Origin of the sequence: Pseudoroseicyclus sp. CXY001 (genome assembly GCF_041714655.1) — a bacterium.
Classification (GTDB): domain Bacteria; phylum Pseudomonadota; class Alphaproteobacteria; order Rhodobacterales; family Rhodobacteraceae; genus Pseudoroseicyclus_A.
The window spans coordinates 1,773,778-1,789,918 of sequence record NZ_CP168219.1 but is presented as its reverse complement, the minus strand read 5'-3'; the positions used below and the strand labels follow the sequence as shown (position 1 = coordinate 1,789,918).

Genomic DNA, 16,141 nt, shown 5'->3' with positions numbered 1-16,141 from the left:
CCCTCAGCGGTGCCGGGCGAGATAGCCGCGCGTAAAGGCGGCATAGCCCGGCGCCGTCACCTTCAGATGCTCCCGGAAGGCCGCATGGACCTCCGGCAGGCGGTGGAAGGGCACCTGCGGCCAGGCGTGATGCTCGGTGTGATAGGGCATGTTCCAGGCCAGAAAGCGGACGGCCTTCGTGGTGAAGGTTGTCCGCGTGTTTTCCAGCATCTCCGCCACCTCAGGGCAATCGCCATGCTCGGCGAGCAGATAGGCCCGGAGCGCCGGCTGGGTCAGGATCAGCGGCAGGATCCAGAGCCAGAAGAGCGCTGGAATGAGCGCGAGGCTCGCCAGCGCCACGGCATAGACCGCCACCATCACCCGCGCCTCGCGGATCGCCTTCGCGGCAAGGCGCGGCGGCAGGAAGCTGTCATCCGCGCGCCCCGCGGAGAGCCGGGCCAGAAGCGCGATCTGCCCCGCCCAGTAGGGCAGGCCGGTATAATGGAGGAGCATCGCCCGCGCGCCTTCGGGCTTGGGCACCGCCAGCTCGGGGTCCTTGCCGGGCAGGTTCGTCCAGCGGTGATGGGCCATGTGAAAGGCGCGGAACCAGGTGAAGGGCAGCAGGATCACGAGGCCCGAGGCCCGGCCGACCCAGAGCGCCAGCCGGCCGGAGGCGAAGGGCGTCTCATGCGTGCATTCATGCTCGAGCGTGAAGAGGAAGGTGAGCAGCAGCCCCTGCGGCAGCAGCACCACCGGCCAGAGCGGCAGGCGGAGGGCGATCCAGCAGGAGCAGAGCGCGATGGCGCCGAGGTAGAGCGCCAGATGCCTCAGTCCCGCGGCATCGGCGCGCGCGGTCAGGCGCGCCCGCTCCTCCGGCGGCAGGGCGGCAATGATCTCGCGGGCGCGGGCGGCTTCGCTCATGGGCCGAGGCTAGGGCAGCTCCGGCCGCAGGGAAAGGCCGTCGCGGAAGGTGCCTCCCGCGATTGACTTCCCGCCCCGCCCGGGCTGACCTGCGGCGGATCAGGTGGAGGGGATTGGCATGGATATCGACACGAGCTGGGTGCGGCGGCAATTCCCCGCATTCGCAGAGCCGTCGCTCGCCGGCTGGGCCTTCTTCGAGAATGCCGGCGGCTCCTACGCCTGCGCGCCGGTCATCGACCGGCTGACCCGCTTCTACCGCGAGCGGAAGATGCAGCCCTATGCGCCCAACCCCGCCGCCACCGCCGGCGGGGCCGAGATGGACGAGGCGCGCGCCCGTCTGGCGGAGATGCTGGGCGTCGCCACGCACGAGCTCTCTTTCGGGCCGTCGACCAGCCAGAACACCTATGTGCTCGCCCAGTCGGTGCGCGGCTGGCTGACGCCCGGCGAGGCCATCGTCGTCTCCGAGCAGGATCACGAGGCCAATGCCGGCGTCTGGCGGCGTCTGGCCGATGCGGGGATCGAGGTGCGCGAATGGAAGCTCGACCCCGAGACCGGGCTCCTGCCGATGGGGGCGCTGCCGGCGCTCCTCGACGGGGCGAAGCTCCTCTGCTTCCCGCATTGCTCCAACGTCATCGGCGCCATCAACGACGTCGCCGCCATCTGCGCGCTGGCGCGGGAGGCGGGGGTGCGCACGGTGGTCGACGGCGTCTCCTACGCGCCACACGGGCTGCCGGATGTCGGCGCGCTCGGGGCGGATGTCTACCTTTTCTCCGCCTACAAGACCTACGGGCCGCATCAGGGGCTGATGGTGATCCGCGAGGACTTCGGCATGGCGCTGCCGGGGCAGGGGCATTCGTTCAACAACGGCTCGCTTTACAAGCGCTTCACCCCCGCGGGGCCCGATCATGCGCAGGTCGCCGCCTCGGCCGGGATCGCCGATTACATCGAGGCGCTCTCGGCCCATCACGGCGGGCCCGCTGCCGGGGCCGCGGCGGCGCGACATGCCCACAAGCTGATGCAGGCCCGCGAGCAGGCGCTGATGGCGCCGCTCCTCGACTACCTCGGCGGGCGCAACGACCTGCGCCTCCTCGGGCCCCGCGACGCCGCCGCCCGCGCCCCGACCATCGCGCTCGAGTTGCAGGGGGAGGCGGAGCCCGTCTCGGAGCGGCTCGCGGACCACAAGGTCATGGCCTGGGGCGGGGATTTCTATGCGGTGCGGCCGCTCGGGGCGCTCGGCATCCCGCTCGACAAGGGCGTCCTCCGCCTCAGTTTCACGCATTACACGAGCCCCGACGAGGTCGATCAGCTCATCGCGGCGCTCGACGCCGAGCTCTGAACGCGCTGCCGCTGCGGAAAGCCCGTGGCGGACTTGCTCCCCGGCGCCGGCGCGGGCAGTCTTCTACAGCCCCGGCGGCGGGAGTGAACTGCGCTCATCCGCCCGCCGTATTAGGGGTATCGGTCAAGATGCAGGGTGGGACCTTTCAAGATGTTGACGAGCACCGAAGGGCAGCGCGACCTGCCGCGTTATTTCGCTGCAGCCTTCGAGCAGATGAAGGGCCTCGCGCGCGGCCGCTGCGTGCTGAAGCTGGCCGACGGCCGCGAGTTCCTGCTGGAGGGGGCGGAACCGGGCCGCGAGGCCGAGATCACCATCCACAATGACGAGCTCTTCGCGCGGCTCCTGCGCGAGGGCGATCTGGGCTTCTGCGAAGCCTATATGGACGGCTGGTGGTCGACGCCGGATCTGCAGAACTTCATGGATTTCATCCACGAGGCCGGCGATGCCGTGTTCGACGGCTTCCCCTCGCGCTCGCTGCCGGCGCTCTTCGAGCGCATCCGCTTCTGGCTGCATTCCAACACCCGCCGGCAGGCCAAGCGCAACATCGAGGCGCACTACGACCTCGGCAACGAGTTCTACGGTCTCTGGCTCGACGAGACGATGACCTATTCCTCGGCGCTCTTCGACGGCGGCGCCCAGAGCCTCGAGGCGGCGCAGACGGCGAAATACGCCTCGATGGTCGACCAGATGGGCGTTTCGCCCGGCGATCATGTGCTCGAGATCGGCTGCGGCTGGGGCGGCTTCGCTGAATATGCGGCGAAGGAGCGGGGGCTGAAGGTCACCGGCCTGACCATCTCGCCCTCCCAGCTCGCCTTTGCGCAGAAGCGGATGCAGGCGGCCGGGCTCGCCGACCGGGTGACGCTCAAGCTGCAGGATTACCGCGACGAGGCGGGCCGCTACGACGGCATCGCCTCCATCGAGATGTTCGAGGCGGTGGGCGAGAAATACTGGCCGGTCTACTGGAACACCGTCCGCGAGCGGCTGAAGCCGGGCGGGCAGGGCACCTTCCAGATCATCACCATCCAGGACCGGCGGTGGGACGTCTATCGCCGCTCGGTGGATTTCATCCAGAAATACATCTTCCCGGGCGGGATGCTGCCGTCTCCCGGCGTCCTTCGCCAGGAGATCGACAAGGCCGGGCTCGCCGTCACGGGCGCCATCACCTTCGGCGAGAGCTACAGCCGCACGCTGCGCCTGTGGTACGAGACCTTCCAAGACCGCTGGGACGAGATTGCAACGCTCGGCTTCGACGAGCGCTTCCAGCGGCTTTGGAGCTTCTATCTCACCGGCTGTGCCGCCACATTTCGCAGTGAAAACTGCGATGTGACGCAGATGACGGTGCGCCGGCCCGCCTGAGGCCCGCGGGCCGCCCTGGGAGGCGAGCGAGCGATGCCGACGGCGGCGAAGATGGTGGCGGCCCTCCTGTTTGCAGGCCTGGCGCTGGCGGCCGCCGGGATGGTGGAGCCGCTCTATCCCGATGGCGTCGTCGGGCCGCGCTTCGGCTGGCTCAACGCCGCCATCGGCCTCGTCGTCGGCTGGCTGATCCTCGGCGTCCGGGCCGGGCAGGGCTATGTGACCGCCGTGGGCGTCGGGCTGACGACGGCGGCGGCGCTGGCGCTCTGGTCGCTCTTCCTCTTCTCCTTCGCGCAGATGATCGACCGCTCGCTCGACAAGCGCTACGACGGGCCGGTCGAGGCTCTGGTCGATGTCTTCCGCTTCATGTGGGAGAATGCGCAGATCGTGGCGGTGCAGGAGGTGCTCCTGGCGCTCGCCATCGGCGGAGCCCTGATCGGCATGCTGGTGGAATTCACCTCGCATCACTGGCGCTGAGCGCCATGGCGGCCCTCTTCCTCTATGGCACGCTCCGCGATGCGGAGCTCTTCTCCATCGTCGCCGGCGAGGGCGCGGGGCGGGCCAGGCCGGCGCGTCTGCCAGGCTGGGCCGCCGAACGGGTGATGGGGGTGGACCTTCCCATGCTCGTCCGCCGCGAGGGCGCCGCGGCCGAGGGGCTGCTCTGGGAGGGGCTGGACGAGGCCCGCCGCGCGCGGCTCGACAGGTTCGAGCTGCCCTGGGGCTACCGGCTCGGCGAGGCGCTCGTGGAGGTTGAGGGCGGGGCCGTCCCGGCGGAAGTCTACCTCCCGCCGGAGGAGCAGACCTCTACCGGCACGCCCTGGAGCCTCGCCGCCTGGCAGGCGGGGGACGCCCCCCGCATCCGCCTCGCCGCCGCCGAGATGGCCGCCCACGAGCCGCCGCTGCCGCCGGAGGAACTTCGCCGCCAGTGGCGGATGATGGAGGTCCGCGCCGATGCGCAGCTCCGTGCGGCGCGCGAGCCCGCGCCCACGACGCTCCGCCACAGCCCGGCGCCGGGGGACTTCACGCTCCGCGCCAGCGCGCCGCCCCACGGCAGCTTCTTCAAGCTCTCGGGGCTCGACATCGCCCACCGCCGCTTCGACGGCGGGCGGGAGACGGGCGTGCCCCGCGAGGTCTTCACCGGCACCGACGCGGCGCTCGTGCTGCCCCATGACCCGGACACCGGCCTCGTCCTCATGGTCGAGCAGTTCCGCCCGGGGCCGGCGAAGCGCGGTGACCCCAACCCCTGGGTCCTCGAGCCGGTCGCCGGCATCATCGACCCGGGCGAGACGCCCAAGGCCGCCGCCCGCCGCGAGGCGGAGGAGGAGGCGGGCGTCACGCTCACCTCGCTCCGGCATCTCTTCTCCTTCTACCCCTCGCCCGGCACCAACACGGATTTCTTCCATTGCTATGCCGGCGAGACGCGGCTCGAAAAAGAAGACCTCTGGTACGGCGGGCTGGAGGAAGAGCGGGAAGATATCCGCGTGCATGTCGTCTCGCTGGAACGGGCGCTCGGCCTCGTCCGCTCGGGAGAGATAAACATCGGCCCGCTCATCGCCATGCTCATGGCCCTCTGAGCGGGGCGCCGCTTGAACCTCTGCCGCCCGGCGCCTAGACATTCTGGCAGCAGAGATAAGGCCAAAAACATGAGCACCTACGCCGACCTTGCCCATTCCATCGGCAACACGCCCCTCATTCGCCTGCGCGCCGCCTCCGAGGCGACGGGCTGCGACATCTACGGCAAGGCGGAGTTCATGAACCCCGGCCAGTCGGTGAAGGACCGCGCGGCGCTCTACATCATCGAGGATGCCGTCCGCCGCGGCGACCTGAAGCCCGGCGGCACTATCGTCGAGGGCACGGCCGGCAACACCGGCATCGGGCTCGCGCTTGTCGGCGCCTCGATGGGCTTCAAGACGGTCATCGTCATCCCCGAGACGCAGAGCGAGGAAAAGAAGGACATGATCCGCCTCGCCGGCGCGCAGCTCGTGCAGGTGCCGGCGGTGCCCTACAAGAACCCCAACAACTACGTCCGCTATTCCGAGCGCCTCGCCGCAGAGCTGGCGAAGACCGAAGAGAAGGGCGCGATCTGGGCCAACCAGTTCGACAATACCGCCAACCGCGACGCCCATGAAAAGGGCACCGGCCCCGAGATCTGGGAGCAGACGGGCGGCAAGGTCGACGGCTTCGTCGCGGCCGTCGGCTCCGGCGGCACGCTGGCCGGCGTCGGCATGGCGCTGCAGCCCAAGGGGGTGAAGGTGGCGCTGGCCGATCCGGGCGGCTCGGCGATCTATTCGCTCTTCATGGAGGGCGAGGCGAAATCCGAGGGCTCCTCGATCACCGAAGGCATCGGCCAGGGGCGTATCACCAAGAACCTCGAGGGCTTCCGCCCAGACATGGGTTACAAGATCTCCGACGAGGAGGCGCTGCCCATCGTCTTCGACCTCCTGCAGCATGAGGGGCTCTGCGTCGGCGGTTCGTCGGGCATCAACATCGCGGGCGCCATGCGGCTCGCGAAGGAGCTGGGGCCGGGCCATACGATCGTGACGGTGCTCTGCGACTACGGCACGCGCTACCAGTCGAAGCTCTTCAACCCGGACTTCCTGAAGTCGAAGAACCTGCCGCTTCCGGCCTGGCTGGAGCGGGGGCCCGCCTCGATTCCGGGCGTCTTCGAGGACGCGTGAGGGGAGGCCGTCAGGGGGGAGACATGGCCCGGCGCTTCGGCGCCTGGTGTCTCGCCGCCTGCATTGCGGCCGCCTGCCTTCTCGCCGCGCCCCTCGCCGCGCAGGGGCTCGGCTCGCTCGTCCCCGGCATCGAGGAGTCCCCGGCCGAGACCACCGACCCCGCCGAGCCCCCGGCCACCCCGCGCGTCGGCGCCGATGCCGCCGCCGCCCGCGCCGGCCCGCCCGGGCCCGATGCGCGCGTGGATGACGAGGAGCTGGACACCTGGGATCTCGTCGCCGCCCGCGCCGCCTCGCTCAGCGAACACGGCGCCGGCAGCGAATTCGCGCTCCGCACGCTCCGCCGCGAGCTGGGCGAGTGGCGCGACGCCTTCCTCGCCGAACAGGCGATCCACGCCGGCCGCATCGAGACGCTCGACGCCCAGATCGCCGCGCTCGGCCCCGAAGATGCCGATGTCTCCGACGAGGTGACGGCGCTTCGCGAGACGCTTCTGGAAGAGCGGCGCCGGCTGGCGACACCGCGCCTTCTCGCCGCCGAGCGGCTGGCGGAGGCCAATGGCCTCATCGCCGAGATCGATGCCCTCGACCGCGCCGCCCAGGCCGAGCAGCTCTTCGCGCGCGGCCCGAGCCCGCTGGCGCCGCGCGCCTGGGTCGAGGCGGGCCGCAGCGTCGTCACCGGCGCCGCGGCCGTGGGCGCCGAGATCGCGGCGCGGACGCAGAGCCCGTCGCGCTGGTCGGCCATCAGCACCGATGCCGGCGGCTTTCTCATCGCCGTCCTCATCGGCGTGGTGCTCCTCTGGCCCGCCCGCCGGGCGCTCCGCCGGCTGACGCCGAAGCGGCTGGAACGCCCGCGCGCCCGCGTCGCCCGGGCGGTTCTGTCCGTCGTATCGCTGACGCTGCCGGTCTTCGGGCTCTTCCTGCTGGCCGTGGTCGTGCAGGAGAGCGGTTTTGTCGGCCCGCGCGCCACGCCGCTTCTCTATGCGGTGCCGCAGGCGGGCATCAGCATCTTCCTCGCCCATTGGCTGGCCGGAGAGATCTTCCAGCGCGGCCCCGCGGCCAGCGCCGGGCTGGGCGAGGCCGGCCGCCGCCGCGCCAGCCGGCTCACCGAGACCCTGGGCTGGCTCCTCGGGGCCGAGGCAATCCTTCTGGGGTTCCTGCCCGCCGCCGAGGCCGCCGGAGAGGGCGGCGAGGCGGCGACGGCGGTGCTGCGCTTTCCCATCCTGCTGCTTCTCGCCCTCGTGCTCTTCCGGCTCGGCCAGGTCATGGCCCGCCGCGAGACAGAGGAAGAGGAGGGCGCCGCCGCCGTCTCTTCCTACCGGAGCGGGCTCATGCGCGTGCTCGGACAGGCGGCGATGGCCGCCGGCATCGCCGGCGCCGTGCTGGCGACGCTCGGCTTCGACACCGCCGCCGGCTCGGTCATCCCGCCCGCCATCCTGACCCTCGCGCTCATTGCCGTCGTGGTGCTCCTGCAACGGCTCATCGGCGATCTCTATGCCGCGCTCGCCGGTAGCGGCGAGGATGGCACGGAAGAGACGGGGCCGCTCCTGCCCGTGCTGCTCGCGCTCATCCTGGCGCTGGCCGCCGTGCCCGTCCTCGCGCTCATCTGGGGCGCGCGGGTCGAGGATCTGACCGAGCTCTGGGCGCGGGTCCGCGAGGGCTATGCGCTTGGCGAAAGCCGCATTTCTCCGACCGATTTCCTGATCTTCCTGCTGCTCTTCGCATTGGGCTACGCCGTCACGCGGCTCTTCCAGTCGACGCTCCGCGCCGCCGTCCTGCCGCGCACGCGGCTCGATGTCGGCGCCCGCAACGCCATCGTCTCCGGCACCGGCTATATCGGCGTCTTCCTCGCCGCGCTCGTCGCCATCCTCGCCGTCGGCGTCGACCTGTCGTCGCTCGCCATCGTCGCCGGTGCGCTGACCGTCGGCGTCGGCTTCGGCCTGCAGACCATCGTATCCAACTTCGTCTCCGGCATCATCCTCCTGATCGAGCGGCCGATCTCGGAAGGCGACTGGATCGAGGCGGGCGGGCAGATGGGCATCGTGCGGGCAATCTCCGTCCGCTCGACGCGGATCGAGACCTTCGACCGCCGGGACGTCATCATCCCCAATGCCGACCTCGTCGCCGGCCAGGTGACGAACTGGACGCGCGGCAATGCCGTCGGCCGGCTTATCGTGAAGATCGGCGTCGCCTATGGCACCGACACCGCCCGCGTCGACGCCATCCTCCGCGAGATCGCCGAGGCGCAGCCGCAGGTGATCCTCACCCCGCCGCCGCAGGTGCTCTTCATGGGCTTCGGCGCCTCGTCGCTCGATTTCGAGATCCGCGTGATCCTGCGCGAGATCGGCACGATCCTCGAGGTGCAGAACAACCTCAACCACGCGATCAACGCACGGTTCCTCGAAGAGGGGATCGAGATCCCCTTCGCCCAGCACGACCTGTGGCTGCGCAATCCCGAGACCCTGCGGCAGGACGCCGCGCGCGGGGAGGAGGGGCATGGAATTCCCCCGGTTGGCGACACGCCGGCCGGGGGGTAAGTTCGGCCCATGACTCTTCGCGTCCTGCTCGCCGCCCTCCTTCTGGTCTTGCCGCTCACCGCCCGCGCGGCGACCTTCGAGCGCTGCGAGAAGCCCGAGATCCTGATCGCGGAAGAGGCCTTCGCCGGTGCCGGCGCCATCGTTCTCGTCGCGGCGGCGCAGGTGGGCGACACCGAGGCCTACAACCGCTGGTTCGGCACCTTCAGCCGCGACAGGGCCGAGGCGGTGCGCACCAATCTCAAGGCCGTCAATACGGCGCTGCTCAGCGACGAGATGGTCGCCGTCTGCCCCAATCTGGGCGAGGACGGATGCCTGCGCGACACCTATGCCAATGTCTATCCGGACCAGCCCTACGTCATCAATCTCTGCCCGAACTTCTTCGCGCAGCCGAACATGACCGACCATCGCCCCGGCGCGCCCGAGCTCGAGAACGGCACGCGCGAGGGTACGATCATCCACGAGATGAGCCATTTCCACGTCGTCGCCGACACCGACGACCTCTGCTATTCCCGGTCGGAATGCGCCCGCATGGCGCGGCGCGATGCGCTCGGCGCCATCCGCAATGCCGACAGCTACCAGTATTTCGCCGAGGACGTGACCTTCTACCCCGCGCCCCGGCCGGATCCGGGCGGTGACCCGCTCCCCGACCTGCCGATCGACTGGCCGCCCGCCGACGAGCCCTCCGCCAACGCGCCGCCCGCCGAGGTGGCGCCCATCGATCGCACCATGCTGCCCCGCGCCAGCGATCAGGGCGGCGCCGGCTGCCTCTCCTGCCGCCTGGCGCGCTGAGGGGCCCGCGCATGACCCCCGAGATCCTGCTGGTCCGCCATGGCCAGGCCCAAAGCGCCGCGCAGGACGAGGCGAGCTACGACAGCCTCTCGCCCCAGGGCCAGGAGCAGGCCCGCCGCCTCGGCGCCTGGCTGGCGGAGAACGAGCCGCCGCCGGCCCGCATCACCTCCGGCGCGCTCCAGCGCCAGCGACAGACGGCCGCGCTGATCGGCGAGGCAATGGGCCTGGCGCCCGAGGTGGACCCGCGGCTCGACGAGCTCGATTACTTCGGCCTCTCCGCCGATGCCAATGCCCGCCACGCCCTGCCGTTTCCCACCAGCCGCGAGACCTTCCTCACGCATCTGCCGCAGATCATGGCGGCCTGGGCGGAGGGCCGCATCGACACCCCGCGCGAAAGCCATGCCGATTTCGAGGCGCGCATCCGCTCCGTCCTCGATGAGGCGGCGGCGACGCGGGTGATGCTCGTCACCTCCGGCGGCGTGATCGCCATGGCGATGAAGCTGGCGATGGAGCTGAGCGTCACCGCCTTTTCGCATGTGGCCCTGCAGATTGAGAACAGCTCGCTCCACCGGCTGGTGCCGGGGCAAGGGCACCTTCGCCTCGATCTCTTCAACGGCCTGCCGCATCTTTCGGACGCCGAGGGCAGGGCGCTCCGCAGTCACGTTTGAGCCCCGATCCACCCTTGCAATCCCGCCCCGGTTTTGCGATGGAGCCCGCGCCGGACAGGTGGCCGAGTGGTCGAAGGCGCACGCCTGGAAAGTGTGTAGGCGGGAGACCGTCTCGTGGGTTCGAATCCCACCCTGTCCGCCATCCTTTGATCGATCGTCGTCTGCGCGCAGAGGTTTCAGCGGTTTCCACTTCTATGGAGATCGGTCTCCAACGGCCCTTTTTCGCGCCGGGCTCATCGATCCGCTCCATGCTTTTCGGCCGTGACCATACACCCGCTTCTGCGCCAGTGTTAGGCGGAGTGCGACTCGGCAACACCGACAGGGCCGGGGGCAGCGGAAGGGCACAGGCATGAAATTCATCGAGACCAGGGAAGAGCTTCGCGCCGGGTACGGCACGGTCGGAGAGGCGGCCAGTCGCAAGGTGCTGCCGGGGCTCGATGCCCATGGCCGCGCCTTTCTCGCCCGCTGCCCCTTCGTCGCCATCGGCTCCGAAGGGCAGGGCGGCCGGGCCGATGTGACGCCGAAGGGCGACCGGCCGGGTTTCATCGCTGTCCTCGACGAGAAGACCATCGCCATCCCCGACCGGCCCGGCAACAACCGGCTGGATACCTGGGAGAACGTCATCGACAACCCCGCCATCGGCCTCCTCTGCCTGATCCCGGGCATGCAGGAGACGTTGCGGATCAACGGCGAGGCGCGGCTGACCTTCGATGCGGGGCTTTGCGCCGAACTCGGGGTCGACGGGCGGCCCGCCAAGGCGGTGCTCGTCGTGAAGATCCGCGAGGTCTTCATGCATTGCGCCAAGGCCTTCATCCGCTCCGAGCTCTGGAAGCCGGAGAGCTGGCCGGACCGCGCCGAGATGCCGACGCTCGGGCAGATCCTCCGCGACCAGCTCGCACTGGTCGAGAGCGCCGATGTGCTCGATGTCACGCTCGCCGAAGCCTATCGAAAGTCGCTCTGGTAGGGCGTTCCTTTCTTCGAACTTAACGCGATCTCAACGATTTGGCTCAAACCTGAGCCGAGTTGTTGAGGAAGGGGCGGGGTCCCGGCGGGACCGGCCCTGTTGAATGCCGGAAGTTCGGAATGTTGCGATGGTTGCTGCTGGGCGCGAGACGGATCGAGGCTTGTCACTTCGGGCCTATGCCGACCGGCTCTTGCAGGAAAGCCTGCGCGAATTCGACCGCAGCCTGCAGCAGCGCCGCGATGCCGCTGCCGCGGCGGCGGGCGCGCTGGTCGGCGGCGCCCGGCCGTTGGCAGGGGGCCGCAGGGCTGCAGACATGAGCCGCCACCGCGATGGCTATTCCTTCGAGGAGGGCGCCTTCCTCGCCGAAGAGCTCGGGCAGCTCCGCGAGATGGTCGAGCAGATGGCCTGCTCCGTCTCCGAGCCCGATGCCTGCCTGCTGCTGCTCTCCCCCGATTTCATGGCGCCGGCCGCCACGGTCGCCAACAGCACCGCCGCACCGCCCGAGCCGAAGGCCAATGGCCCGGCGGAGGAGGCGCTTCGCAGCCGCCTTCAGCGCCTGATCGGCACGGCCGGGCCCGGCCGCGCGGCGGAGGATCCCGCCGGCGTGACGCATTTGTGGCAATCGCTCGGGGGCGAGTCCTATCTCTTCCTCACCTGCCCGGTGATCGACGCCCAAGGCATCCGCATCGGGGCGCTCGGCTTCGCCTACAAGTCCCCCGATCAGCCGGTCGACGTCCTCGACCGGGGCTGCCACACGGCGGCGCGGCTTTCCGCCTTCATGCTCGAGGCGCTCCGGGCCCGCACGACGCTGGAGCTCGATCTCGTCGTCGCCCAGAAGCGCGTCCAGCACCTGCGCCAGGTGGCGGAGACGGATCAGTTGAGCGGCCTCGTCAACGCCGCCTCCTTCGAGGAGAAATGCCGCCCGCGGCTGCAGCCCGGCCAGCCGCAGGCGGCGCTCGTCCTGCTCGATGTCGATCTCTTCAAGCGGGTGAACGATCTCTACGGTCACCAGTTCGGCGACACCTATCTCAAGACCGTGGCGCGGGCGCTGCGCAGCGCCTTTCCCGAGGGCACGCTCCTCGGGCGCATCGGCGGCGACGAATTCGGGGCGCTGGTCGAGCTGCCCTCACATGGCCGCGCCTATCTGGCGAGCCTTCTCACCTCCTGCCGCAACGCAATCCTCCGGGCGACGGCGATGCTCGGCAAGCCCGATCTCGGCCGGGTGAGCATGGGCGCCAGCCTCTATCCCGCGCAGGCGGAGGATTTCGCGGGGCTCTTCCAGCTCGCCGATGCCGCGCTCTATGCCTCGAAAAGCACCGGGCGGAGCACGCCGACCGTCTTCGATGAAGAGGGCCATCAGCGCTTTCACAACCAGCAGCTCAGCCGCCGCTTCGCCGAGGCGCTGGCGGGGCGGCGCATCGTTCCCTATTTCCAGCCCATCGTCGATCTGCAGACGGGGGCCTGCCATTCGGCCGAGGTGCTGGCCCGATGGGTCGACCCGGACCGCGGCGTGCTGCCGCCGCAGAATTTCTCCGCGATCCTGGGGGATTACCGCCTGGCGGAAGAGATGACGCGCTCGCTCATGCTGCAGGCGCTCGAGACGTTCTGCGACCTCAGGGCCTGCGGCGCCGCGCCGCCGAGCCTGTCGATCAACGTCACCTCCTTCGACCTTCTCAACCGCGAATTCGTCTTCGATGTGCAGACCGCACTCCTCGATGCCGGGGTCGACTGGCCGGCGCTGACGATGGAGGTGACGGAAAAGGTGATGCTGGGCGAGGCGACGGGGCAGATCTTCCGCACGCTGGAAGAGCTGCGGATGCGCGGCGCCAAGGTCGCGCTGGACGATTTCGGCACCGGCTATGGCGGGTTGCAGCATCTGGGCTCCTGGCCCATCGACATCCTGAAGATCGACAGGCATTTCGTCTCCGGCCTCGGGGCCGGGCCGCGCAACCTCGCCGTGGTCGAGGCGCTCATCGCCATCGCCGAGAAGTCCGGCTTCGAGATCGTCGCCGAGGGCATCGAGACGCCGGAGCAGCTCCGCGTCCTGCGCGCCGCCCATTGCACCTACGGGCAGGGCTACCTTTTCGCGCGGCCGGTGGATGCGGCGCATCTGGCCCCGGCCGTCCGCGGTTTCGATCTGGCGGCCATCGCCTGAGGGCGGGCTTCAGGCGGCCCCGCCTGTCAAAGGCCGAGCAGCGCCAGGCGAACGGCGTTCGGCAATTCGTGAAGGCGCACGGGCTTGCGCAGCCGCAGCCCCGGCACCGATTTGGCCGCCTCCGAAGGGCCCTCGGCATAGCCCGAGAGGTAGATGACCGGCAGCCCCGGGCGCCGGCGCGTGACCTCGCTTGCGAGCGCGTAGCCGTTCAGCCCTTTCGGCAGGGTGATGTCGGTCATCAGGAGGTCGATCTCTGCCCCGTTGTCCAGATGCTCCAGCGCGGCCGGCCCGTCCTCCGCCCGATAGATGCGGGCGCCGAGGAAGATGAGCGATTCCGCCAGCGTGTCGCGGAACTCCGGGTCGTCCTCGACCAGCAGCACCGAGACGCCGAGAAGGTCGTCCGAGGGCTCGTCCGGCTCGTCCTCCGCCGCGCCGGCGGCGAGCGGCATGTCGAGCTCCGCCAGAGCCCCGCCCCCCGGCGGGGAGGAGAGGCGGAAGTCACCGCCGATCTTCTGCGCGAAGCTGTCGATCATCGCGAGGCCGAGCCCCGTGCCGCCCGTCTCGCGGCGGGTGGTGAAGAAGGGCTCCTTCACCTGTGGCAGCACCCGTGCCTCGATGCCGGGCCCGGTGTCGCGAAGGCTGAGGCGGAGCGTATCGCCATGCCGCTCCAACGCGAGCGTGATCCGCCCCTCGCTCATCCCGGCTTCGGTGATGGCGTTGCGGCTGTTGAGAATGAGGTTGAGCGCCGCAGTCTCCAGCTCCGAGGCGGTGCAGGCGACGGGGCAGGGGCCGGGGCAGATCCGCTCCTCGAGCGCGATCTCGGCCGGCAGGGTCTGCCGGGCGAGGGAGACGATGTCGTGCAGGACCGTCGCGACGTCGATGCTCGGGCCGCCGCCGGCATTGTCGCGGGTCATGGCGAGCAGACGCGAGGTGAAGCCGGCGCCGCGGGCGCAGGCCCGGCGGATCGCCTCGAGCTGCTTCAGCCGCCCCTCCATCGAGCGCTGCATCACGCCGGTATCGGCGGCGAGCTGGATGACGCCGAGGATATTGGCCACCTCATGGGCGATGCCGCCGCTCAGCGCCCCGATCGCATCCAGCCGGTCGCTGCGCGCCATCGCCGCCCGCATCGCCCAGCCGGAGGTCTCGTCGGTGATGGTCAGGATCGTCAGGCGCATCCGCCGCGACGGGTCGATCCGCCGGGTGACGGTGAAATGCAGCGCCTGTTCGTCGCCGTCCGGCGTCATGCGGCCGGCGTGAAGGTCGCTCGGCCCGTCCTCATGCATCAACCGGGCAAAGGGATGGGCCGCACCGGTCAGCGGCTCGCGATCCTCCAGCGAATGAAAGGGCGCCTCTTCGAGCCAGGCCCGCGCGGGGCGGCCACCCAGGAGCGCCTCGGCCCTCTCGTTGACGGTCACCAGCCGCGCCGCATCGGAGAAGACGAAGACGGCGGAGGGGATGGCGTCGATCACCTGGCGGAGCCGCTGGTCCTGGGTCAGCCGCTCGAGCTCGGCCGAGGCGGCGACGCGCGCGGCCCGGAGCGTCGTCAGCCCGGCGAGGGCGACGAGCGCGATGGAAAGCCCGGCGAGCCGGGTGTTGGCGTTGATATAGCCCCGCTCGGTCACGATCAGCGCCACGAAGCAGAGCGCCACCGGGCCGAAGACCGCTGCCGGCATGATGCGCCGCGCGAGCTGCCCGCCGGCGCCGGTGGAGAGCAGCAGCAGCATCCAGGTCGGCGCCTGGCTGGACAGGAGGAGCGCGAGGAAGAGCAGGCAGAGCGACAGGGCGGTGGGCACCGAGAGCCCGCTGAAGAGGATGACGGCGTTCAGGTCTTGCGCATTGAAGAGAAACCCGTCGAGCCCGACGCAGGTGAGAAGGAGGCCTATCGTGGCGATGATCTCCGGCAGGCGGCGCGCGTTGAGGGCGGGCACGCCGCGCGACAGATGCGCCGCCGTGATGAGGGAGATCCCGCCCGCGGTCGCCAGCGCCACCCGGTCGTCGCCGAGCTGCGCCTCCGGCGCCAGTTTGCCGGCGAGGGCCCAGAGCGCGATGCCGCCGGCGCCGAGGATCGGCAGCAGCGCCCCCCTCTGGACGGGCCCCGGCGCCGCGAGCGTCATGAGCTGGCCGATGGCGAGGAGGCTCACCGCGAGCGCCGTCGGCGGCACCATCGCTGGATAGTCGAGCCGCAGCCGGAAGAGCCGCTCCGCCCCCAGAGCCCAGCCGAGCCCGGCCACCAGCGCCAGCACCAGCGCGCCCCAGGCGGCGATGCGGGCCAGACGGGTGAGGTCATAAGCGGGGGAGGCTTCGAACGGGCCGAGCTCGCCGGCAATCAGGTTCACGCGGCTCTCCCCCCCGGCCGGCTCACCCGGGGGGCGCGGTCAGGCTGCGGACCACCGCATCGAGCTCGCCGAGCGTGGTCGTCTTCTGCAGCTTGGCCTGCGCCTGGCGCAGCCCGTGGCGGAAGACCGGCGAATTCGCCATTTCGGCCCGGCCGGTGATGATGACGACGGGCACGACGGGGTCGGCGATGCGCACGTCATGCAGGATCGAGATCGCCCCGCCGCGCGCCATCAGCACATCGAGGAAGATAATGTCATAGGCATGGGTCTTCATGGCCTCGACCACCTGGTCGCCGGAGGTGAAGGGCGTCACCTCATGGCCCATGGTGCGCATGCCGTCGCAGAAAACGTCGAGATAATCGACGTCGTCATCGGCGATCAGAATCCTCGCCACTTGTCACTCCACACGTTGTGCACCCCGAAGTATGTGA

At 70.2% G+C, this 16,141-nt stretch carries 13 protein-coding genes and 1 tRNA gene; 11 read left to right on the top strand and 3 right to left on the bottom strand.

Going from position 1 to position 16,141, the window contains the following annotated elements:
* Nucleotides 1–3: 3 nt before the first annotated feature.
* Nucleotides 4–900: a fatty acid desaturase gene (locus tag ACAZ03_RS08660; RefSeq protein WP_373352751.1), complete on the bottom strand. Its 897-nt coding sequence runs from the start codon at nucleotides 898–900 to the stop codon at nucleotides 4–6.
* Between the two features lie 118 nt (nucleotides 901–1,018).
* Between ACAZ03_RS08660 and ACAZ03_RS08655 the strand changes: the two genes are divergently transcribed.
* The 11 genes from ACAZ03_RS08655 (at nucleotide 1,019) to ACAZ03_RS08605 (ending at nucleotide 13,374) form a co-directional block, all read left to right on the top strand.
* Nucleotides 1,019–2,236, top strand: a complete 1,218-nt coding sequence (locus tag ACAZ03_RS08655; protein WP_373352749.1) for an aminotransferase class V-fold PLP-dependent enzyme — start codon at nucleotides 1,019–1,021, stop codon at nucleotides 2,234–2,236.
* A gap of 150 nt (nucleotides 2,237–2,386) precedes the next feature.
* Nucleotides 2,387–3,592 (top strand): class I SAM-dependent methyltransferase, encoded by a 1,206-nt coding sequence (locus ACAZ03_RS08650; RefSeq protein ID WP_373352747.1) that lies wholly within the window; start codon nucleotides 2,387–2,389, stop codon nucleotides 3,590–3,592.
* A 33-nt stretch (nucleotides 3,593–3,625) separates the two neighbouring features.
* Nucleotides 3,626–4,066 (top strand): TrgA family protein, encoded by a 441-nt coding sequence (locus tag ACAZ03_RS08645; RefSeq protein WP_373352746.1) that lies wholly within the window; start codon nucleotides 3,626–3,628, stop codon nucleotides 4,064–4,066.
* A 5-nt stretch (nucleotides 4,067–4,071) separates the two neighbouring features.
* Nucleotides 4,072–5,163: an NUDIX domain-containing protein gene (locus tag ACAZ03_RS08640; protein ID WP_373352744.1), complete on the top strand. Its 1,092-nt coding sequence runs from the start codon at nucleotides 4,072–4,074 to the stop codon at nucleotides 5,161–5,163.
* Nucleotides 5,164–5,232: 69 nt separating this feature from the next.
* Nucleotides 5,233–6,267 carry a cysteine synthase A gene (locus tag ACAZ03_RS08635; protein ID WP_373352743.1) on the top strand — a complete coding sequence of 345 codons (1,035 nt, stop codon included), beginning with the start codon at nucleotides 5,233–5,235 and terminating at the stop codon, nucleotides 6,265–6,267.
* A gap of 23 nt (nucleotides 6,268–6,290) precedes the next feature.
* Entirely contained in the window at nucleotides 6,291–8,798 is a 2,508-nt protein-coding gene (locus ACAZ03_RS08630; protein ID WP_373352741.1) for a DUF3772 domain-containing protein, read from the top strand.
* Between the two features lie 9 nt (nucleotides 8,799–8,807).
* On the top strand, nucleotides 8,808–9,587 hold the full coding sequence (locus ACAZ03_RS08625) for a M35 family metallo-endopeptidase (protein ID WP_373352739.1): 780 nt from the start codon (nucleotides 8,808–8,810) through the stop codon (nucleotides 9,585–9,587).
* Nucleotides 9,588–9,598: 11 nt separating this feature from the next.
* Entirely contained in the window at nucleotides 9,599–10,255 is a 657-nt protein-coding gene (locus ACAZ03_RS08620; RefSeq protein WP_373352738.1) for a histidine phosphatase family protein, read from the top strand.
* Nucleotides 10,256–10,307: 52 nt separating this feature from the next.
* A tRNA-Ser gene (locus ACAZ03_RS08615) sits at nucleotides 10,308–10,397 on the top strand.
* 207 nt (nucleotides 10,398–10,604) lie between these two features.
* A complete protein-coding gene (locus ACAZ03_RS08610; RefSeq protein WP_373352736.1) occupies nucleotides 10,605–11,219 on the top strand; it encodes a pyridoxamine 5'-phosphate oxidase family protein in 615 nt (204 codons plus the stop codon).
* A 160-nt stretch (nucleotides 11,220–11,379) separates the two neighbouring features.
* Nucleotides 11,380–13,374 (top strand): putative bifunctional diguanylate cyclase/phosphodiesterase, encoded by a 1,995-nt coding sequence (locus ACAZ03_RS08605; protein ID WP_373352734.1) that lies wholly within the window; start codon nucleotides 11,380–11,382, stop codon nucleotides 13,372–13,374.
* Nucleotides 13,375–13,400: 26 nt separating this feature from the next.
* On the opposite strand, the gene ACAZ03_RS08600 is transcribed toward ACAZ03_RS08605, so the two are convergent.
* Nucleotides 13,401–15,710 (bottom strand): ATP-binding protein, encoded by a 2,310-nt coding sequence (locus ACAZ03_RS08600; protein WP_373352732.1) that lies wholly within the window; start codon nucleotides 15,708–15,710, stop codon nucleotides 13,401–13,403.
* A 22-nt stretch (nucleotides 15,711–15,732) separates the two neighbouring features.
* Complete coding sequence (locus ACAZ03_RS08595) at nucleotides 15,733–16,104, bottom strand: response regulator (RefSeq protein WP_373352731.1); 372 nt, start codon at nucleotides 16,102–16,104, stop codon at nucleotides 15,733–15,735.
* Nucleotides 16,105–16,141: the final 37 nt, after the last annotated feature.